General features: G+C 55.3%; 21 protein-coding genes. 9 read left to right on the top strand and 12 right to left on the bottom strand.

Going from position 1 to position 19140, the window contains the following annotated elements:
- Positions 1-26: 26 nt before the first annotated feature.
- The 5 genes from IPI71_07670 to IPI71_07650 are packed head-to-tail and all read right to left on the bottom strand — an operon-like array spanning position 27 to position 3947.
- Positions 27-803, bottom strand: coding sequence for a CBS domain-containing protein (locus tag IPI71_07670; GenBank protein QQR70544.1), 777 nt, complete (start codon positions 801-803; stop codon positions 27-29).
- On the bottom strand, positions 800-1639 hold the full coding sequence (locus IPI71_07665; GenBank protein ID QQR70543.1) for a CBS domain-containing protein: 840 nt from the start codon (positions 1637-1639) through the stop codon (positions 800-802). The genes IPI71_07670 and IPI71_07665 overlap by 4 nt, the downstream gene beginning before the upstream one ends.
- A gap of 6 nt (positions 1640-1645) precedes the next feature.
- Complete coding sequence (locus tag IPI71_07660) at positions 1646-2587, bottom strand: CBS domain-containing protein (GenBank protein ID QQR70542.1); 942 nt, start codon at positions 2585-2587, stop codon at positions 1646-1648.
- A 53-nt stretch (positions 2588-2640) separates the two neighbouring features.
- Positions 2641-3384, bottom strand: a complete 744-nt coding sequence (locus IPI71_07655) for a CBS domain-containing protein (GenBank protein ID QQR70541.1) — start codon at positions 3382-3384, stop codon at positions 2641-2643.
- Positions 3381-3947: a CBS domain-containing protein gene (locus tag IPI71_07650; protein QQR70540.1), complete on the bottom strand. Its 567-nt coding sequence runs from the start codon at positions 3945-3947 to the stop codon at positions 3381-3383. Before IPI71_07650 ends, IPI71_07655 begins: the two co-directional genes overlap by 4 nt.
- A gap of 220 nt (positions 3948-4167) precedes the next feature.
- Here IPI71_07650 and IPI71_07645 point away from each other — a divergent pair, with 220 nt between their 5' ends.
- The 3 genes from IPI71_07645 to IPI71_07635 are packed head-to-tail and all read left to right on the top strand — an operon-like array spanning position 4168 to position 5554.
- On the top strand, positions 4168-4809 hold the full coding sequence (locus tag IPI71_07645) for a GTP-binding protein (protein QQR70539.1): 642 nt from the start codon (positions 4168-4170) through the stop codon (positions 4807-4809).
- A 3-nt stretch (positions 4810-4812) separates the two neighbouring features.
- Positions 4813-5178, top strand: coding sequence for a DUF2073 domain-containing protein (locus IPI71_07640; protein ID QQR70538.1), 366 nt, complete (start codon positions 4813-4815; stop codon positions 5176-5178).
- A gap of 4 nt (positions 5179-5182) precedes the next feature.
- Complete coding sequence (locus IPI71_07635) at positions 5183-5554, top strand: hypothetical protein (protein ID QQR70537.1); 372 nt, start codon at positions 5183-5185, stop codon at positions 5552-5554.
- Between the two features lie 55 nt (positions 5555-5609).
- On the opposite strand, the gene yciH is transcribed toward IPI71_07635, so the two are convergent.
- Together yciH and IPI71_07625 are read right to left on the bottom strand one after the other, a co-directional pair.
- On the bottom strand, positions 5610-5915 hold the full coding sequence (yciH, locus tag IPI71_07630) for a stress response translation initiation inhibitor YciH (protein QQR70536.1): 306 nt from the start codon (positions 5913-5915) through the stop codon (positions 5610-5612).
- A 117-nt stretch (positions 5916-6032) separates the two neighbouring features.
- Positions 6033-7685 (bottom strand): adenosylcobalamin-dependent ribonucleoside-diphosphate reductase, encoded by a 1653-nt coding sequence (locus tag IPI71_07625; protein QQR70535.1) that lies wholly within the window; start codon positions 7683-7685, stop codon positions 6033-6035.
- Positions 7686-7741: 56 nt separating this feature from the next.
- Between IPI71_07625 and IPI71_07620 the strand changes: the two genes are divergently transcribed.
- Both IPI71_07620 and IPI71_07615 read left to right on the top strand, forming a co-directional pair.
- Positions 7742-9187: a cobyric acid synthase gene (locus IPI71_07620; GenBank protein ID QQR70534.1), complete on the top strand. Its 1446-nt coding sequence runs from the start codon at positions 7742-7744 to the stop codon at positions 9185-9187.
- 67 nt (positions 9188-9254) lie between these two features.
- Positions 9255-9596 (top strand): type II secretion system protein E, encoded by a 342-nt coding sequence (locus IPI71_07615; GenBank protein QQR70533.1) that lies wholly within the window; start codon positions 9255-9257, stop codon positions 9594-9596.
- A gap of 11 nt (positions 9597-9607) precedes the next feature.
- Here the strand turns inward: IPI71_07615 and IPI71_07610 are convergent, their stop codons facing one another.
- From IPI71_07610 to larB, 4 genes are all read right to left on the bottom strand, one after another.
- Positions 9608-9874, bottom strand: coding sequence for a hypothetical protein (locus IPI71_07610; GenBank protein ID QQR70532.1), 267 nt, complete (start codon positions 9872-9874; stop codon positions 9608-9610).
- A gap of 66 nt (positions 9875-9940) precedes the next feature.
- Positions 9941-11224, bottom strand: coding sequence for a hypothetical protein (locus tag IPI71_07605; GenBank protein ID QQR70531.1), 1284 nt, complete (start codon positions 11222-11224; stop codon positions 9941-9943).
- An 8-nt stretch (positions 11225-11232) separates the two neighbouring features.
- Complete coding sequence (locus IPI71_07600; GenBank protein QQR70530.1) at positions 11233-11775, bottom strand: nicotinamide-nucleotide adenylyltransferase; 543 nt, start codon at positions 11773-11775, stop codon at positions 11233-11235.
- Positions 11772-12548, bottom strand: a complete 777-nt coding sequence (larB, locus tag IPI71_07595) for a nickel pincer cofactor biosynthesis protein LarB (GenBank protein QQR70529.1) — start codon at positions 12546-12548, stop codon at positions 11772-11774. Before larB ends, IPI71_07600 begins: the two co-directional genes overlap by 4 nt.
- A gap of 192 nt (positions 12549-12740) precedes the next feature.
- On the opposite strand from larB, the gene IPI71_07590 reads away from it, so the two are divergent.
- The 4 genes from IPI71_07590 to IPI71_07575 are packed head-to-tail and all read left to right on the top strand — an operon-like array spanning position 12741 to position 17174.
- A complete protein-coding gene (locus tag IPI71_07590; protein QQR71989.1) occupies positions 12741-13067 on the top strand; it encodes an ABC transporter permease in 327 nt (108 codons plus the stop codon).
- A 4-nt stretch (positions 13068-13071) separates the two neighbouring features.
- Positions 13072-14304: a histidine--tRNA ligase gene (locus tag IPI71_07585; GenBank protein ID QQR70528.1), complete on the top strand. Its 1233-nt coding sequence runs from the start codon at positions 13072-13074 to the stop codon at positions 14302-14304.
- Positions 14291-16093: a DNA topoisomerase VI subunit B gene (locus IPI71_07580; protein QQR71988.1), complete on the top strand. Its 1803-nt coding sequence runs from the start codon at positions 14291-14293 to the stop codon at positions 16091-16093. The genes IPI71_07585 and IPI71_07580 overlap by 14 nt, the downstream gene beginning before the upstream one ends.
- Positions 16086-17174, top strand: coding sequence for a DNA topoisomerase IV subunit A (locus IPI71_07575; protein ID QQR70527.1), 1089 nt, complete (start codon positions 16086-16088; stop codon positions 17172-17174). The genes IPI71_07580 and IPI71_07575 overlap by 8 nt, the downstream gene beginning before the upstream one ends.
- A 915-nt stretch (positions 17175-18089) precedes the next feature.
- Here IPI71_07575 and IPI71_07570 read toward each other — a convergent pair.
- The gene (locus tag IPI71_07570) at positions 18090-19139 is read right to left on the bottom strand and encodes an ABC transporter ATP-binding protein (GenBank protein ID QQR70526.1); all 1050 of its coding nucleotides are present in this window, start codon (positions 19137-19139) and stop codon (positions 18090-18092) included.
- Position 19140: the final 1 nt, after the last annotated feature.

Below are 19140 nucleotides of genomic sequence, written 5' to 3'. Positions count from 1 at the left end.
ACGCGGTTGTAGATAAAAGGGAGGGCTTAAAGGGCCCTGATAAGGGATTCCCGGGTAACGATCCCGGTAAGCCTGGTGCCGGTGGTGATGGGCAGCGTGCTGATATTTTTTGCAATCATCATGTCGATGACATCGTCGAGATTCGATCCTGAATCCATGGACATAACCGGGGTGCTCATTATATCCTTGACGAGCAGGTTCCGGATTCGGTGGTCCTGATGCTTGTCGTCAACAACCTCCCGGAAGTTCCGCATCGCCACTGCGACATCGGTCTCGGTGACGATCCCGACCACCTGATCACGGTCGGTGACGATAAAGCGGAGGATATTGTCATCGAGCATTCGCCTCCGGAGATGCACGACGCGTTCTTCAGTAGCGATGGTGCAGGCTTTTTCTACGACCTCGACCAGGGGCACCGCTGGCCGGTAGCGCCTGAGCAGATCATGGGCCGTCACCTTCCCGACAAGGCGGTGGTCGTCGTCATAGACCCCCACCAGCTTGTAGACTTGGAGGAGGGGGATCAGGATTTCGATATCCTGGTCCGGGTAAACGGTCGTAAAATCTTCTTCAACAGTGCTTGCGACATGGATAGAGTTTGGGGAGATTGCCGAGTTACGTCTGGTACCCAGCTTCTCGGCAACGCTCTTCCGGGAGACAGTTCCCACAACGGTATTGTTATGAATCACGATGAGGGGGTCAACACCTTCCCCGAGCATTTTGTCGAGGGCCTCCGTAATGACTGCCGATTTCGATATGGTGATCGGGCGGGACATGACATCCCTGATAAAAAGTTCGTCGCTCATTTTGCCACTTCCCTGATGAGATCATCTCTTTTAATGATTCCCTTGATATCGTTATCCTGCACGACGACCAGGCTGTTTATGTGCTCTCCCCGCATGAGCGCGACCGCATCGCTCACCGGGGCATCCGGTGCGATGGTGATTACCGGCCGGGACATAAAATCTTCGGCAATCGCCGCGGTTTCTATCACATAGCGCAGCGATTTCCTCCCGCCATGGGCTTCCTTGCGGAGCATGGTTATGTCCTTGACCGGCAGCTCCATTTTCTCGTTGACGTAGAGGAAGAATGCAAGGTTGCTTTGAGTTATGATTCCGGCAAGGGTTCCATCGTTGTTGATAACAACCACGGTATCGTTTCGCTCCCGCATCAGGTCGATGATGTGGGTCAGCGAGTGGTATCGGGAGATGGTAATCACATCCTCCATCACATCTCCTACCCGTGTTGTGATCTTCCCGAGGAGGGAGGACCGCATGAGGTCCGACTTGGTGACAATCCCGACAACGTCGCCGTTCTCCACCACCGGGACCCCGCTGATGTCATCATTGATCATCCGGAATGCGATTGCCCTGATGCTGGTATCAGGGCTGACTGTTACCGGATCCGGGGTCATGAGAATCGAGATAGGAATGGTATCAATCGGCCGGCGCCTCCAGATCGGTTCAGTCTGGCGCAGCCGGTAGCCAATATCTTTCTTGGTGATAATGCCGACGAGCTTTCCGTTCTCGATGACCGGCAACCGCGATATACGGTGCTTCAGCATCAGGTTCCGGGCGCGGGCAACATTCTCCGCAGGCCTGACCACATAGACCGGAGCAGTCATCACATCTGCCGCTTTCATCAGCTATCACCTCTTGGCAAGTGCTTTTACCATGTCAAACTCGGTGACCAGACCGACCAACCGCGCCCGTTCGATTACCGGGAGGCCGCCAACGTTGCGATCAAGCATTTCCCGGGCAGCTTCATTGACACCCTTTTCAGGTGAAGTCGTCACGAGATTTGAGGAGACCAGGTTTCTCACCGGGAGGCCCATCACTTCTGCCACATCACCGGTGACCAGCTGGTCGAAGACCTTTCTGGTTCCAAGGTATTTCATAATGTCGCTCGTGGTGACGATTCCATAGAGGACGTCGCCGCTGACAACCGGGAGTCTCCGGAACCGGTAGGTGGTCATGTCCCGGGTAACCTTCCCAATCGGACAGTCCGGATCAGTAACCCGGAGCGCGGTGGTCATGATGTCATTGACCGAGAGGTTTACTTTCTCGGTTGCGAGAACCTTCATGACATCCCGCTCGGTGACCATTCCTACCAGTACTCCATCGTTGTCGGTTATTGGCATTCCTCCAACCTTCTTGCTCACGATGATCTCAATGGCATCTTCTATATCGGCAGTATCTGGGAGAAAAGTCAGCTGCTGGGTCATAAGGGTCCTGACTGGCTCATTGATTGCGGCAAGGAGGTTACCTCCATGCCTTACCTGTACGAGGTTGAACTTGTCTCCGCCACCCATGAAATTGATGATATCCCCGGAGGTTATGATTCCCCGCAGTTTTCCGCTGCCGGGATCCACAACCGGCAATCTCCTGAACCCGCACGATGTCATCTTTTCAACAGCAGCCATGATGGTGCTGGTGGGGGGAACCGAAATCACCTCGCGGGTTGCCAGTGCCATGATGTCCCCTTCACGGGAGACGATATGGGACTTGAACTCGACCGGTCCGCGATCGAGCTTCCCCGGCATCTTCAGGAGTTTATCCGCCTGCTTGAAATTTTTATCATTGCTGTGCATCATTCAACCTCTGTTCTCATAGTAATTTGAAAAGCGATTCTTTCGAGGGCCTCTCACCCAAGAGCTTTCAGAATGTCGTGCCGATCAATAATGCCGACGATCTTTTCATCATCGATGACCGGGAGCCTGCTGACGTCATACTTCACCATCAGGGCAGCAGCATCACCTGTCGAATCATCCGGAGACACCGTCATGACCGGGGTGGACATGATCCCTTCGATCGGGATGCTGCTCTCGGATGCGGTGCGCCACCGCCCGTCTTTCAGTAGATCACGGCGTGAAATCATCCCAACAAGCCTCCGTCTCTTGACAACCGGAAATGCAGTAAAACCACTTTCGGTGATAAGGTTATGGATTCTCTGTGCAGTATCATCGGTGCTGCAGGTAATAACGTTGCGTGACATGCAGTCCTTGACCGATCCCTGTAGTTTATGGGTGGTGATGGCGACCGGAAAGAGCTCGGAAAGAAGAACGCCACCAAGGATAATGTTCTGCCCGTCCACCACAGGCACGCTGTCAGTAGCGCTGTTCCGGATGGCAACCAGCACGCTATCCACATGATCACCAGGGGATACGGGGGTGATTTCCTTTACGTATCCCTTGATGGTTACGTTTGACTTGGTTGCGGTCACCCGGAGCACATCAGTTATATCTATATACCCGAGCAGCTTCCGTTGGCCATCGTGGACATACAGTTCACGGTAGATATCTTCCCGCATGATCTTCCTGGCCTTGGTGACCAGGTCCTCATTTTGGAGGAGGGGAATGTCAACCAGGAAATCTGATGCAGTTTTCATTGGAGGAAATCCTCCTCCCTGCAGGAGGGACAGAGCATCACGTTATCGATACGACGCAGGTCATCTGACATCGTGCCGCACCTGCTGCACATGCCCACCTCGATTTCCTCCACCCTGTTGATCTCGATCAGGTCGATCATGAGCTCGTTGATCTCGGTCGATACCGTGAGAATGTCGCGCACCGTCACAATCCCTATTACCCGGTTTTCCTCGTCGACCACCGGAAGACGACGCACATGGTTCTTGATCATCATATGGGCCGCGTCCCGCACAGTCTTTTCCGATCCGACGGTAATGAGGGGAGTGCTCATCACTTCGCTGACCTTGACGGCTCCCGGCTTTTTATCTTTCGCCACTACCTTGCAGTTGAAGTCTTCCTCTGTCACAATGCCGACAGGAATGTTGTCCTGCAACACGATGCAGCTTCCCACTTCATCGCGGCACATGGCCCGTGCTGCCCGCGCCACCGATTCCTCGATCTGGATGGTGGTGGGATTCCTCCTCATCACCTCCTTCAGCGGCACCCGCGTTTCGAACCGAATCGAATCTGATGAATTTTTCACTCAATCACCCCTCAAGAACGTCCCTGAAAGAATGGTATACGCAGTAACCACTACTGCAAGCCATCATTATTAAAATAATCTCTGTATATAATACCTCCTTTGACAGTTCCCGCTCCAGCGACATACAAAACCTAATAATATCTCTATCCAAAGGAGTGTATGAAAAGAACAGGAAAAACCGGATGTGTTCCGGGGATCTTCGTCTGCTTTGAGGGAAGGTATGAGTATTTTTGTCCAGGCAAAAAGCCGTGTCTCGAGATTTCTGGCAGCATTCTTCCGGAAACGGCGCACGCGTATTGGGATTTACGGACCGCCCAACGCGGGGAAGACGACCCTTGCCAACCGGATAGCCCGGGACTGGACAGGCGAGACGGTCGGACCGGTAAGCGAGATACCACATGAAACCCGGCGAGCCACGCGGAAGCAGGATCTCACCATCACCGGTAACAACGGGAGCAGTATAACAATCGATATCGTTGATACACCAGGGGTTACAACCAAGATCGATTATAAAGAGTTCCTTGAATATGGTGTAGGGAGGGATGAGGCCGTGCTCAGAGCACGCGAAGCGACCGAGGGGGTGGCTGAGGCGATGCACTGGCTGCGGGAAGATATCGATGGGGTTATTTACATGCTTGACAGCACGGAAGACCCGTTCCTGCAGGTAAACATCATGATGATCGGCATAATCGAGAGCAGGAGATTGCCGGTCATTATCGCCGCAAACAAGATCGATCTCCCGGATGCCAGCCCGCAGCGGATCAGGAGCGCATTTCCCCAACACCCTGTCATCTCCATTTCGTGTACAGGCGGGAAGAACATCGAAGAACTGTATGAACAGATGATATACCATTTCGGGTGACGTATGCAGCAGGGTGTCCAGATAGATCTCATATCTGAAGAACGGCTCTCCACACTGACCTCTATGGAAAAGATTCATATGATCCTCGATGATGTCAGGGAAGGAACGATTGTGATTCTCGAAAAAGGGCTTGACCCCGAAGAACAGAGCAAACTGATCGAAATGACCATGCGCGAGATCCTCCCGGACGGCTTCAATGGGATTGAGATCGAGAGCTACCCGTCCCGCGACCAGGCACCGGGGTTCCTGCAGCGGCTCCTTGGCAGGAACGTGCCGGAATCCCGGCTCACGGTCATCGGACCGGCAAACCAGCTGCGCATGATCCGCAAGGATAAGGACATTATCAGCGCCTGGGTCTCATCGCGGTGAAGAAATGGTCCATATCTGTGCAGCGTGTGGAAAAGTATACCCTGATTCCTCTGGAGAGATCCTGAAGGGCTGCACATGTGGTGGAAAGAAATTCTATTTCGAAAGACCGGAGGCACAGAAAAATCGCGCTCTTCCAGACCCGCCAGCACCGGCACCTGAACCGGCACCTGCCTCTGCAGAGGGAGCGTCAGTCAAAGGGGACCGGTTTGATCGTGTGGAGAGCATCAGGATCATCGCTCCCGGAACCTACGAGTTGAATATCGAGAAGATGGCCAGGACCGATGAACGGGTTGTCGGTCTTGGCACTGAAGGGAGTTACGCCCTTGACCTCCTCTCCATGGCCGGTGCGAAGAAAGGAAAGAAGGATAAGCGGTAGCGGCCCCTGCTGCCAGCGTGACCGGGTAAAGGTTTTTTAAGGATCTGAAAAAAGCTCAACTGATATTTTCCACGCTATATCCTTTCTTTGCGAGGAGATCTTTTACCCGATCCTTGTGGTTACCCTGGAGCTCAATCGAGTTACCTTTAACCGTTCCCCCGCAGGCAAGTTTTCCTTTCAAATATTTTGAGAGATCTTCGAGATCGATATCCGTAGGGTCGAGACCCTCGATGACCGTGACCTCTTTGCCATACCGGCGCTTGTTGACTTTAACGTTGATGCGTTGTTGCTCTTTTGCTACTTCTTCACAGATACAGAGTTCTTTAGGTAGTCCACACGTCGGACAAATCCCACCATTCATTACATGGTAGGTTCAAGTTCTGTTTATATATTTGTTGGCATCCCATAGAGAGGTTCGATGGGGTTTAACGAGTCTGAAATGCGATGAGCGCCAGAATAAACCATCCGAAGAGCCCCTTCACCCGAAATAACTATCGACCCGGCAGGTATCGCATCCCCGGGATAAAACCTGGTCAGTACGGCTGTTATAACGGTATACCGTGATCCCCTTGCAACCGAGATCACGGGCGAGCAGGAAGGTACGGGAAATATCCCCGGACGTCGCATTTTCAGGGAGGTTTACAGTTTTTGAGACCGCATTGTCGATATACCTCTGGACGTGGGCCAGCATCCGGACGTGAAATGTGGGTTCAATCTCTGCCGCTGTGCGGAGAAGTTCCCGGATATCGTCACCAACCGGGAGGTGCTGCACGCTCCCGGTCCGCTGAATCTCCTTAATCATCGAGTGGCCTCTTGGAAGGGGTGCAATCAATCGCTCAACTGAAGGATGTATTGAACTGATCACCTGGCCGTTAATGCTGCGGGCCAAGGACAAGGAGAACAAGGGCTCGATCCCGCTGCTCGTACCGGCTATGATATGGAGCGAGCCGGTGGGTGCGATGGTGGTTACCGTGGCGTTCCGCATAGGCTCGGACCAGGTGGAGAGACCGATTGCTGGAAACGATCCGTTTTCTTCGGCAAGCTCCCGGGAAGCGGTATGGGCTTCATCCCGGACGAACCGCATCACCTCGCCGGTTGTGGACAATCCTTCTTCAGACTGGTAGGGAATCCCAAGAAGGATGAGGGCATCGGCAAGCCCCATCACCCCGAGCCCGATCTTGCGGGTGCGGAGGCTCGCTTCCCGTATCTCGGGAATCGGGTAGGAGTTGATGTCAATGACCCGGTCGAGGAAACGGACAGCCCGTCCGATCACTTCAGAAAGCTCCCCGAAATCGATACCATCCCGTGTTAGGCATGCCGCGAGGTTGATGCTTCCGAGGTTGCAGGATTCGAAGGGTAGGAGCGGTTGCTCACCGCAGGGATTGGTCGCCTCGATTGGTCCCAGTCCCGGTACTGTATTCGTCTCGTTGATACGGTCTAAGAAGAGTATCCCGGGATCTCCGCACAGCCAGGCCGCGGCCGCAAGTTCCTCCCAGATGGATCGTGCGGGAACGGAGTCCCACACTGCACCATTCCGGGGATTTACCAGGTCGTAATCGTTGTCCCTTGAAAGCGCGGAAAAAAACGTCTCATCGAAACCGACCGAGAGGTTGAAGTTTTGGAGACCGCCATTCTGCTTGGCATGGATGAATGCGATGATATCGGGATGCGAACTGGCCAGCACCCCCATGTTTGCACCCCTGCGTTTTCCGCCCTGCTTGAGGGCGCTCGTAGCCTCATCAAAAACATGGATGAACGGGATTGGTCCACTGGCAACCCCCGCCGTTTTTCCGACGCAGTCTCCAGCCGGCCTGATATATGAGAATGAAAACCCGGTCCCACCCCCGCTCTTGTGGATGAGGGCCATGTTGTTGAGGGCACGGAAGATACCTTCAATCGAATCGCCTACCGGCAGTACGAAGCAGGCAGAGAGCTGCCCTCCGGCCACCCCTGCGTTCATCAGAGTTGGTGAATTGGGGAGAAACAGGAGATCATCCATCATCCTGAAGAACTGTTCTTCTTCACGGGTCCCGATCGCCCGGGCCACTCTCCGGAACATTTCCCGGGGAGTTTCCCCGGGCAAGAGGTATCTGCTCTCGAGGAGGATGCGTCCGGCCCTTGTAAGACCCATAAAGTGCTAAAAGGAACACCTTTTATTTAAACTCCACGCTAACCTTTCGCCAAGAAATGTCCCTTTTTGTTCTCGGCACCGCATCACATGTCGGGAAGAGTACGGTGGTTGCGGCGATATGCAGGGTGCTGTCCAACCGCGGGATCACAGCCGCCCCGTTCAAGGCTCAGAACATGAGCCTGAACTCCTATGTTACGCGCGACGGGGCGGAAATCGGTATCGCCCAGGCTGCACAGGCCTTTGCCGCCCGCCTCGAACCGGAAGCGGATATGAACCCCGTCCTCCTTAAGCCCAAGAGTGAGCACATCTCCCAGGTGGTGCTTATGGGCCAGCCCTACCGCGACATCTCCATATCTGACTATTACCGGGAGACTGGGATGCTGCTCTCCCATGCCGTCCAGGCGGCAGAACGGCTCATGAACCGTTACGGGCATATCGTTGCTGAAGGGGCCGGCGGAGCAGCGGAACTGAACCTGTATGACCGGGATATCGCCAACATCAGGATCGAGCGGGAACTGGGGCTTCCCATCATCCTGGTTGCCGATATCGAACGGGGAGGGGTTTTTGCACAGGTCTTTGGAACCCTCGAACTTCTCCCTCCTGATATAAAGGCACTGGTCATTGGGGTCGTCATCAACAAGTTCCGCGGTGATCCAGCCCTTTTTGAGGACGGCATCCGGATCCTCGAGGATCTGTGCGGCATCCCGGTGCTTGGGGTGATACCTTACCTCTCTTTACCATTTCCCAGCGAAGACTCGCTCTCAATCGAGGATAAGAAAACATGTGACCACCCGGTCAGGATCGCGGTCATCCGGCTGCCCCGGATATCGAACTTCACCGATTTCGAATCCCTGGAACGGTCGGCGGCGGTGGTATATGTCAAACCCGGCTTCTCCCTTTCCGGGTACGACTGCATCATCATTCCGGGCACCAAGAACACGGTCGATGACCTCCGGATAGTGCACAAGAGCGGATGTGCCGCGGAAATCCGTGCGGCACGGGAACGGGGAATCCCAATTATCGGGATCTGCGGGGGCTACCAGATGCTCGGCCTGGAAGTGATTGACGATGGTGTCGAGTCACAATTGGGCCGCTATGAAGGGCTCGGACTGCTCCGCACCGTCACCCGTTTCTCGAAGTATGAAAAAACCACCGAGCAGGTGACACGGACTGCATCGGCAATCGGCCCAATCCTGGCTGCAATCGGAACGGTCAAGGGATACGTGATCCATATGGGCGAGACCGAACGGATCGGAGACGAGGAGGCTTTTTGCGGGGAAGGGGCTGTCTCTGGAGACGGCCTTGTAATTGGCACGTATCTCCATGGACTTTTCACGAACCCCTCGGCAAGGAATGCCCTACTCTCCTGGATGTACGCGCAAAAAGGCCTTGAGTATATTCCAATGGATGAAGTAGCCAGGCATGACCCCTATGAGCAGCTGGCCGCCGAGTTTGAGCGCCACCTGCAACTTGATCCCATTCTCGCCCTTTTTGAATCGTGACGGGAGTGGGGTTTTTAGGTGCGGACGCCCCATGAGTCCGTGAGAGCATGGCGCAGGGGAGGTATAGATGGCGATACGGGTATCTATCACCATGGATTCTGAGATGAGCGATCTCATCGACAAGTTTGCAAAAGAGCAAGGGTTGGACCGGAACCGGGCGATCCTCGAACTCATCGACAATGGGTTTACGCAGGTCATGGGAGGGCAGCCCGTCACCCTGAACCAGAAACGATCCTTCGAAGAATACCAGGAGATACTGGAAAAAATTGCAGAACTGAAGCATTCCTTGAAGAATCTTGCCGATGAGGTGCGACTGGTCCATCACATCATCGATGTCGAGCGGAGTGGGGAGATGCGGCCGGTGCCGTTCCAGACCAGACGGTGGTGGGAGTTCTGGAAGACTCCCTGAGCAGGAACCGGTTACCCGATGATGTTCATCATGCTGCGGTAGCCTTCCCCCGCGCGGTCAGCACAGGTTACGGCTTCCACTTCCTTCATGTTCACTTCTCCCGTGGCCCGGTGCCGCAGGCAATAAGCGAGAGCAGGGGACGTCACCTGGCGCCCCTGGACCTGGAATGAGCGGGAAAAAACACAAAACCTGCAGTGCTCAATGGTCTCCTCCCTGTCCGGGCGACAGCGGACTTTGCCGGCATGAACTTCGAGAACGCGGTATGCTTCTTCAGGCATTGAGAAGGAATCCTCCAGAGGGAAGTATCCCGGACAGCGATATAGACCCGCTGGTCCGGGCACCTCTCATGTATGCTTATTGCCAACCAGCGTGACCGGTCTACCCTCAATGTGACAGATTCCCTGTTCCATCGCAGCCATCAGTGCCGGTATCTCCCTGGCAAGGGCCTGTTCCCGCTCTTCGATTGCGGCCATCTTGTCCCGGAGACCTGCAAGCCGTGTTTCTCTCGTCTCCTTTTCATGCTGTGTCAGTCGGATTTTTTCGACTAGTGGGTGTGTCGCGTAAGCCTGCTCGGCCGCACCCAGCCGGGATTCGGCGTCCCGGTACTGATCGTAGAGCGCTCTGATCCGTGCCGCTACGTCGACCTCTTCGGAAAAGAGTTCCCGTTCTTCCTTGTTCTTCAGGGTGATCTCGCCGCTTGCAATCATGCTCCGGATCAGTGGGAGGGCCCGGGAAAGACCGGAGAGGAGTTGATCCTCGGCCGGAACATCTGGTCCGGCAAAGATATCGACCACCGCTTCGATCTCGCGTGGTGCCGATGACCCTCTCCGCTGGAGGATCTTCTCTCCTTTCCTCATAAGGTGGGCGATCACGGAAACGTCGGCCCGCAGCGCGCGATCGGCTGCAGAAACCTCACCGCTAATGGCGGAGATCCTGGCCTTCAGGCCGTCAACTTCTACGGATGCGGCCGGTTCCTCCGATACCGCCAGTGTTTTTTTGAGTTCCCCGGTTGCCTGCTCTTCACTACTGATTTCATCACGGATGCGAAGGAGGTCACGTGCCGCCTTTTCGCGGTTTGCTACTGCGGCTGAAAGCGATGCAGCAGTTTCGCGCAGATCCGCTATCTGGTCTCGTTTTTTCCGTGCTTCGGCAATGGACGGTGTCATGGCGTTCACCTCCCGCCCTATCCTGTCCACGGTCAACCGGATCTCTTTCATCTCATCAGGAAAGACCCCCCGCAGGTATCTCCCGGGTCCGGCGAGCCCTTTGATGCAACCTTTAAGGCATTCGCTTGATGCCATGTAGAACTCCTCGGAATCGCGGGGAAGGTCTTTTGCAAGTGAGTAGAGCATGGACTTCTCAAAAAGCGGTAGCGTGTTTTTGGCAATCTTTTCGAGTTTCGGATGGTATGCCTCTTCACGCTCTTTCGAGCGGAGATCTCCTATCAGTTCCTTAAGGTATTCCCGCGCAGCGATTACCTCGTTCCGGTGGCGTTCTATCCGGGCGGATAAATCCACTGCGATTTCCGCTTCACGGGTCTCTAACAGAGCCGGTACCTCGGCAATCGACACAGTGCGCAGTTTCTCTTCTCTCTCTCTTGGAAACCGGTCTTTGATGAACTTGAACATGAAACGCCTTACAGTCTCCGATCGTCTTGGCCGGACTCATCGGCGCAATCGTTGCCCGAGATCCTCCGGAGCCGTTCCACCCCGTCAATTTCGCGGATAACTCTGACCACCGCTGGAGGAACCAGCTGCTCCCATTCCTCGCCTTTTAGTATCCTTCTCCTGATCTCTGTGCCGGAATGAAGGTTCCGGGCATACATCGCCGGCGAATCAACGCTCACCCCTGCCTCTGAGAAGAGTTGCATCACCAGCGGGTTGCTGGAATAGACCAGATCAAAGGGCGGGGTCATCGATCTTACATGCGAAACCCAGAGGGCATTCCTCCGGATATCCTCGATAGGGATTACGTAGAGCGGAATCCCGATCTCCTCAAGCGAACCGGTTATCATCAGGATCCGTTCCCCTGCCGTGAACGGATTTCCCGGCTCATGGGAGAGCTGGGCGCTCCCAACCCCGATGATAATCTCCCGCGCCGCCTCTGCAATACGCTCTAGCACGTACTGGTGTCCATTGTGATAGGGCTGGAACCTCCCGATGTAGAACGCCCGGGTCATTGTACCACCGCCATGTTCGCAATCTGGGCTGCAAACGCCCCTGCCGTAAACCCTGCATCAATGTTGACCACTGCGAGGACCGAGCATGACTGGAGCATGCTTGCCAGCGCCGCCTGTCCCTGGCCCATATATCCGTATCCGGTGCTTACCGGAACGCCGATAACCGGTCGATCCACGAGTCCGGCGACAACCGCAGGAAGTGTTCCCTCTCTCCCGGCGGCGACAACAAATACATGGGCATCGAAGCACTTCCTTATGGCCGGGAAGAGGCGGTGGATGCCGGCGGCTCCGACATCGTAGGCCGTGCACACCCGGCACCCCATCTCGCAGGCAACGACACGCGCCTCCTCGGCAACCCGGATATCAGATGTTCCGGCAGTGATGATCCCGACCACTCCACCGGATGGCTCCACGGGGACCCCTCGCGAGAGGACGGCCATTCGGGCCGGTTCATGGCAAATTATCTCCAACCCTGCCGCGGTCGCCCGGTCTGCGAGGAATGTGTACTGAGCCCGTGAGATGCGGGAGACGAGGCAGCGACCCGAAGTACCGGCCAGGGCAAGTGCAATATCGGCGAGCTGCCCGGCTTCCTTGCCCTCCGCGAATACCACTTCTGGGACCCCGCACCGCAGAAACCTTCCCACGTCGAGGTTTGCGATCTCCCCGACCGCTTCGATGCGTAGAAAATCAATCTCCCGCTTGGCATCTTCGACAGTAATGGTGCCCTTCCGGAGCTGTTCAAGGATGACCTGGAGTCTTTTATTGGCAGGCATACCTTTCTCATAACGATATGAGCTCGCCTATATTAAGTTCGTTCAAAAGGGAAAAGCCGCTTATGCGGTGCGAGTCCCGCGTTCCGGCAGGTTTGCAACCGCTTCCGAAAAAACGATCAACCAATCTCCGGAAAAACGTGATGTGCAATTCCCGTTAAGTTATTGGCCGTACAGGGAGACATGTTCATACTGATGAGCTATCTCCTCTATGTCGCCCTCTTTGGAGTGGCGGTGGTTTTTTTCCTCTGGCTGAGGGATGCCAGGATTTTTTACCGGACCGCGCTTCCGGGATACCGGAAAGCAGCCTACCGGGGTGTTCTCTACGGAGCGCTCGCTGTTCTTGGTATCGCAGTTACCGGATTGTCGTCCTTCGAACTCCTCGGGCTTGGCATGATCCTTGCTGCACTCTACCTGCAGGGGCGGGAGCAGCGGGAGAAGATCTGGGAATCCGAGGGAACGTTCGATCGGGTTCTCGGAAAAGCTCCACTGCGAAAAGGTGCACTCAAGAAGGAGGTCTGATACCATGCTCCAGAAACCACGTGGAACCCGTGATTTCCTCCCTGATGAGATGGAACAGCGGCGCGAAGTGGAGGGGACAATGCGCCGGATCGCCAGTAACTGGGGTTACCGGGAGGTTTGCACTCCGGAATTCGAGGAACTCGAGCTCTTCACCATCCGCTCTGGGGAAGGCATCATCCAGGAGATGTACGTTTTCGAGGACAAGGGCGGGCGAAAGCTTGCACTGCGTCCGGAGATCACCGCCCCTGTACTGCGATTGTATGTCAACCAGGGAAAGACCATGCCAAAACCGCTCCGCTGGTTCTACTTTGCCGATTGTTTCCGGTACGAGCGGCCCCAGAAGGGACGTTACCGACAGTTCTGGCAGTTCGGGATCGAGCTGATCGGTGTTGACTCAGCGCTTGCAGAAGCTGAGGTCATCCTGCTTGCCCGTGATCTCCTTGCGGCGTGCGGCATCTCATTTTCCATCCATATTGGCCACCTCTCGTTCATGCGAAGCCTTCTTTCCGGCCTCGACCCCGATGACCAGAAGAAGATCAGGATGTTCCTCGACAAGAAGGATACAGGAGGGCTTGACGCATACCTCTTATCCCAGGGCATGGAAGAACTCTTCGATAAACTCACGGCTCTTACGGAGAGCAGGAGCCTGGATGATATATTTGCCATAACCGGAGATTTACAAGGTCGGGACCGGATAGAAGAGCTCTTCTCGATACTGGATGGAGCGGGTCTGGAGTATACCCTGAATCCTGGTATAGCCCGGGGTCTCGATTACTATACCGGTATGGTCTTTGAGATCTTCTCCGAGAACCTGGGTGCAGAGAACCAGGTTCTCGGAGGAGGGACGTACAGCCTGGCTCACCTCTTTGGGGGAGAAGAGACCCCCTCCTGCGGGTTTGCCATCGGGTTCGACAGGGTGATGGTTGCACGAGGCCAGAGGGAATCTGTTCCTGTAACGATTGCCGGAGTCGCGTTCACACCGGGAGGCAGGGATTGGGCGATGACCGTTGCCGGTGCATTCCGAAAGGCCGGTATCAGGACTGAGCTGGTTCTTTCCGGTAAATCCTTGGGAAACCAGATCTCCCAGATCGCCCGATCGGCAGACTATGCCCTGATCATTGGCGATCGGGAGCGCGACCTGCGACAGGTTACAGTGAAGAATCTTCGGACCGGCAGACAGGAAGCGCTTCCGCTTCCCGATGCGATCAGAGAGGTGTATGGGAGTGAGCCTCGCTGAAGAGCTTGCACGGCAGCAGCGAAGCATCAGTGTCGCTGAATTCTTCGAGAGAAACAAGCACCTGCTTGGGTTCGATTCCCCGACCCGGGGTATCATCACCACCATCAAGGAAGCAGTTGATAACGCACTCGATGCATGCGAGGAGGCACGGATCCTCCCTGACATATACATTGGCATCCGACGGCAATCTGGTGACGTTTTCCGCATCGTTGTCGAGGATAACGGCCCTGGAATCGTCTCCCGGCAGATCCCGTTTGTATTCGGGAAACTGCTTTACGGCTCACGCTTTCACCAGATCAGGCAGAGCCGGGGCCAGCAGGGGATCGGCATTTCAGCGGCGGTCCTGTATGCCCAGCTGACGACCGGGGTTCCCACGGTTGTTATCTCCCGGACCGGACCGGACCGTCCTGCGGTCCGGGTCGAGATTCAGATAGATGTTGGGACTAATGAACCCGACATCGTCTCGCAGCAGGAGATCGAGTGGGACCGGACCCATGGCACCCGTGTCCAGATCGAATTTAGAAGCTCGCTCGCGGCCAGAAAGCGACTGGTTGAGTATCTCAAGTATACCTCGGTGGTAAACCCCCATGCCCGGTTGCGGCTCGAACTTGATGACGAGACCATCCTCTTTGACCGGGTGAGCGATGAGGTGATCACCTGTCCGCAGGCCATAAAGCCCCACCCTCACGGGATCGAGATCGGGCAGCTTCGGCGGATGCTTATCCCCGCCAAAGAACACCTGGAAGACTTTCTTTCAAACCATTTCTCCCGTGTAGGGGCCAGGACGGCCCGCGAGATCTGTACCAGAGCGGGGCTTCCCGGAAACCGGGATGCGGGTTCACTCTCTCCAAAAGAGCAGAAACGGCTCATCGAAGCCATGCAGGAGGTGAAAGTCCCTGCTCCTCCCGTGGCCCAGTGTCTCTCGCCGATCGGAGAGGAGCTGATCATTCGGAGCCTCGAAAAGGAGTTCCAGATAGACTTTGTCAGGGCACGGACACGGCCAGGATCAGTATTCTCCGGACACCCCTTCATCATCGAAGCGGCTATCGGGTATGGCGGGAAGCTGCCCGCAGATGGCAATGCGCAGATCCTCCGGTTCGCCAACCGCGTGCCGCTTATGTACCAGCAGGGAGCCTGTGCCATCACCCAGGCCATCGCCGGGATGAGCTGGAAGAACTATTCCATTCCACAGGCAGGGTTGCCTACCGGGCAGCTCCTCATCCTCGTGCATGTCGCCTCGACCAATGTGCCGTTCACGAGCGAGAGCAAGGACGCCGTTGCCGGTATACCTGAAATCGAGCGGGAGATAGTGCTTGCCCTCCAGGATCTTGGCCGGGACCTTAAATTATTCCTTTCCCGGCGGGACCGGAACCGGCTCCAGGAAGACCGGGCCCAGGCAGTCTGCGCCATTCTCCCCGATCTCGCCGCCAAAGTGGCCGAGATTGTCGAAGAGCCAATCCCCAATATCTCGTATATAGAGGGCCGGGTCATGCGAAGACTGGTCGCCCGGAAGAGGATTGACAGTGGCACGGTGGTCATCGAGCTGGTCAACTACACCGCACAACCGGCCACTCTCTCCCTGTATAGCATCTCACCCGATGCGGCCGACGATGCCCGGCCGCCTCCTGACTTTGTTACCCGGCTGGAGGATGAATACACCAAGGTATGGCAGATCTCGGTCGGAGCTGGAGAGTCGTGGCAGACCAGATTTACCGGAAGTGGCGGAGGTACTCTGGAGCTGCGCGGTATCGATCCGCGGCAAATCGTGGTGGTGGACCAGGATGTCTAGGTCGCAGCTTGACAACCTGGCAACTGAGCGTCTGGTCGGGATCGCCAGAAAGTGGTACAGGCAGATGGCCGGTGGAGAAATACCGTCAATCTCGCTTCCGACCCGTACCAAACAAAACATCGCGTACGATGACGAAACGGAGGTCTGGAAATACGGGAACCGCGAGAGTACCCGGTCGGCCGGGACTGCAAAAAGCGCCCTCCACCTCCTTAAGATGGCCTGGGTCATCTGGTTTTTGAAAAACCAGATCAGTGAGAACCGGTCATCGACGTTAAGAGAACTCTATTACATATCCGAGGGATGGAAGAAAGCGAAGTTCCAGGCCCAGGACGAGAGCAACTTCCTCATCGAGGATCTAGAGATCCTGACCGATATGCAGCGCGAAGCGTTCCACCTCAGGCCTGAAGAGGACGGAGCAACCATCTTCGGCCCCCTGCGGCTTAAAGAGCTGACCCGCAGGGGTGCCCGCGACATCCATTGCCAGGACGATGTAGGGGAAGCCGGCTACCAGATACCGACGAATGTCGAGAACATCGAGCTCCTTGACCACGATGCACAGTTTGTGATCGCCATCGAGACCGGCGGCATGTATGCACGCCTGATCGAGAACGGCTTTGACAGCGAGTTTCGCGCGATTCTCGTCCACCTCAAGGGGCAGCCTGCTCGATCAACCCGCCGCATCCTCAACCGCATCAATGACCAGTTCGGCATCCCGGTCGTGGTTTTCACCGATGGTGACCCCTGGTCCTACCGCATCTATGCCAGCATTGCATATGGTGCCATCAAGAGCGCTCATATCTCGGATCTCCTGGCCACCCCGAAAGCCCAGTTCATCGGTGTCCAGCCAAGCGATATCCGGGACTACAACCTCCCTTCAGACCACCTCAATGAGAAAGATATTGCCGCCCTGAAGAGTGAGCTCACCGATCCGCGATTCTCTTCAGATTACTGGAAAGAACAGATCGGGCTCCAGCTCACACTCAATCTCAAGTCCGAACAGCAGGCCTTCGCGGCAAGAGGGCTCGATTTCGTAACGAAGGAGTATCTCCCGGCACGGCTCTCTGTCATGGGTGTGCTGTAAATCTTATCCTGCCACTGGTGCACCCCGAAAAAGCTTCTCATCAACAACAAGCCCAATCAATCGGTATCGATCAATAGAATTCTGGACTTTGCCCCCGATGAGCTTCTCAAGACACTGGAGTTTTAAGATACAATTTGAAGACATGGAATGAAGAGGGAGAGCTTCCTTGTGAATCCCTTCATCTGGCGGTAAAGCGTCTGGAGGAAGAGACGGATGCAAGGTCATCCACTGCATGAACAAATCCTGGTAGTGGAATGGATGACCTCGTTCCCCCGCATTCATTCTGGCGAGACGGGGGTCCTAATGATCTATGAAGTCGGAAAGAGGGGTAAAACTCGCCTCGCTTTACGAGTCGTTCATCATATACGGTCCAACCACGATTATCTTCATGCAGATGTCCCCATCACGTTCTCTTTGCCATGATAGATTGGTGGGACTTCCGTGTTCTTCGGATTTTGGTACTTATTACTTCAGATTTATTCAACACAGCACTTCTGAGGAACGCACAAATACAGGAAATTCGATGAACCTGGCCTGGCAGGAAAGAATGGAGGGCCAATGCGTGGGCCGGCAGACCGCGTGATTTACCATGGACGTGATATTCATCATGCAAAACCTGCCGGCACACCTCCTTGATGGCCAAGATTGCACTTGCACGATACACCAAAAAGATTGCTTTTTGATGTATTGAATTAATTGAATCCCTTTTATTATAAATTCTTCTATTTAACATTGTTAATTTGTAAAACATTCGTAGTTATTTATAATTCTTTCATAGTTTCACAGAAATGCGCACTAAAAAAAAGAGTATCCACGGCCGGAAGAATGAGGTGATTTTTTTATCCCTCCCTCAACTCTCAACAACAAACCCGACCCCGGTCTCACGGGACTGGCGGGATTTGGGTGTGGCCCGTATCATGCGGGGAAGACGTGGACCGCCGAGGCCTTGAAGATCACGGTTATCTCCTGTCCTGGTGCCAGCCCCAGCCGGAACAGGCTCTGCCGGGTGATGATGCCGCAGAGGGGAATCCCGACGTCAACCACAACCCTGGAAAAAGCGCCGTTTGCCTGGATCTCGCTCACCGTACCGCGGAACGTGTTTCGTGCTGTGGAATCGAATGGTCCAGGGGACAGGATCAGCTCATCAGCCCGGATACCGGCTATCACATCGCCCTCAAACGGCGTTACTGCATGCAGAACAATCGGGCCGAGATCAATTTCCACTTCATCGTCCCTCCGGACAGCCCTGCCCCGGAAGATGTTTTCCATTCCTGTGAAGTGGGCAACGAAATCCGACTTAGGGTGGTTGAAAATTTCTTCCGGTGTCCCGGTCTGGACGATTGCCCCGTCCTGCATTACGGCCAGTCGATCAGCGAGGGGAAAGAGATCCTCGAAGTAGTGGGTGATGTGGATCATGGTCGTCCCGGTATTCCGATGGATTCGCTTCAGCTCCTGGCGAAGGCGCATCCGTGATGCCGCGTCAAGGGCACTCATCGGTTCATCGAGAAGGAGGAACCTGGGGCACATCACAAGTGCTCGCGCCATTGCTGCACGCTGCTGCTCCCCCCCTGAAAGGGTCTGCGGCAATCGCTCTAGGAGGCTGGAAATCCCCATGAGATCCGCCATTGCGCTCACCCGTTCCGCGATTTCCCCCACTGACAACCTTTGCTCTTTGAGGCCGAAAGCGATGTTCTCAAAGACCGTGAGGTGGGGAAAGAGCATGACGTCCTGGTACACAATGGAGATTCCCCGTTGTTCAGGGGGGAGCCGGGTAATGTCAAGCCCGGAGAGTGTGATGGTCCCCGAATCAGGCATATGGATGCCGGCAATGGTCTCCAGGAGGATGGTCTTTCCCGCACCCGTTGGTCCAAGTATCATGAAATACTCCCCCTCCCTGATAGTGAGACTGACATTCCTGAGAGTGAATTCACCGAAGCGCTTGTTAACCGCAGTGAGCACGAGCATC

The organism is Methanolinea sp. (assembly GCA_016699325.1).
Taxonomy (GTDB): Archaea; Halobacteriota; Methanomicrobia; order Methanomicrobiales; family Methanospirillaceae; genus UBA9949.
This window is presented reverse-complemented; position numbering and strand designations above follow the sequence as displayed.

What these genes read in the sequence shown, in the direction of transcription:
- IPI71_07665 (QQR70543.1), bottom strand. Translation starts at nt 1,639, where the DNA reads ATGAAAGCGGCAGATGTGATGACTGCTCCGGTCTATGTGGTCAGGCCT.
- IPI71_07670 (QQR70544.1), bottom strand. Translation starts at nt 803, where the DNA reads ATGAGCGACGAACTTTTTATCAGGGATGTCATGTCCCGCCCGATCACC.
- IPI71_07625 (QQR70535.1), bottom strand. Translation starts at nt 7,685, where the DNA reads ATGGGTCTTACAAGGGCCGGACGCATCCTCCTCGAGAGCAGATACCTC.
- IPI71_07605 (QQR70531.1), bottom strand. Translation starts at nt 11,224, where the DNA reads ATGTTCAAGTTCATCAAAGACCGGTTTCCAAGAGAGAGAGAAGAGAAA.
- IPI71_07645 (QQR70539.1), top strand. Translation starts at nt 4,168, where the DNA reads ATGAGTATTTTTGTCCAGGCAAAAAGCCGTGTCTCGAGATTTCTGGCA.
- larB (QQR70529.1), bottom strand. Translation starts at nt 12,548, where the DNA reads ATGCCTGCCAATAAAAGACTCCAGGTCATCCTTGAACAGCTCCGGAAG.
- IPI71_07615 (QQR70533.1), top strand. Translation starts at nt 9,255, where the DNA reads ATGGCGATACGGGTATCTATCACCATGGATTCTGAGATGAGCGATCTC.
- IPI71_07570 (QQR70526.1), bottom strand. Translation starts at nt 19,139, where the DNA reads ATGCTCGTGCTCACTGCGGTTAACAAGCGCTTCGGTGAATTCACTCTC.
- IPI71_07575 (QQR70527.1), top strand. Translation starts at nt 16,086, where the DNA reads ATGTCTAGGTCGCAGCTTGACAACCTGGCAACTGAGCGTCTGGTCGGG.
- yciH (QQR70536.1), bottom strand. Translation starts at nt 5,915, where the DNA reads ATGAATGGTGGGATTTGTCCGACGTGTGGACTACCTAAAGAACTCTGT.
- IPI71_07635 (QQR70537.1), top strand. Translation starts at nt 5,183, where the DNA reads ATGGTCCATATCTGTGCAGCGTGTGGAAAAGTATACCCTGATTCCTCT.
- IPI71_07620 (QQR70534.1), top strand. Translation starts at nt 7,742, where the DNA reads ATGTCCCTTTTTGTTCTCGGCACCGCATCACATGTCGGGAAGAGTACG.
- IPI71_07655 (QQR70541.1), bottom strand. Translation starts at nt 3,384, where the DNA reads ATGAAAACTGCATCAGATTTCCTGGTTGACATTCCCCTCCTCCAAAAT.
- IPI71_07640 (QQR70538.1), top strand. Translation starts at nt 4,813, where the DNA reads ATGCAGCAGGGTGTCCAGATAGATCTCATATCTGAAGAACGGCTCTCC.
- IPI71_07590 (QQR71989.1), top strand. Translation starts at nt 12,741, where the DNA reads ATGAGCTATCTCCTCTATGTCGCCCTCTTTGGAGTGGCGGTGGTTTTT.
- IPI71_07610 (QQR70532.1), bottom strand. Translation starts at nt 9,874, where the DNA reads ATGCCTGAAGAAGCATACCGCGTTCTCGAAGTTCATGCCGGCAAAGTC.
- IPI71_07660 (QQR70542.1), bottom strand. Translation starts at nt 2,587, where the DNA reads ATGCACAGCAATGATAAAAATTTCAAGCAGGCGGATAAACTCCTGAAG.
- IPI71_07585 (QQR70528.1), top strand. Translation starts at nt 13,072, where the DNA reads ATGCTCCAGAAACCACGTGGAACCCGTGATTTCCTCCCTGATGAGATG.
- IPI71_07600 (QQR70530.1), bottom strand. Translation starts at nt 11,775, where the DNA reads ATGACCCGGGCGTTCTACATCGGGAGGTTCCAGCCCTATCACAATGGA.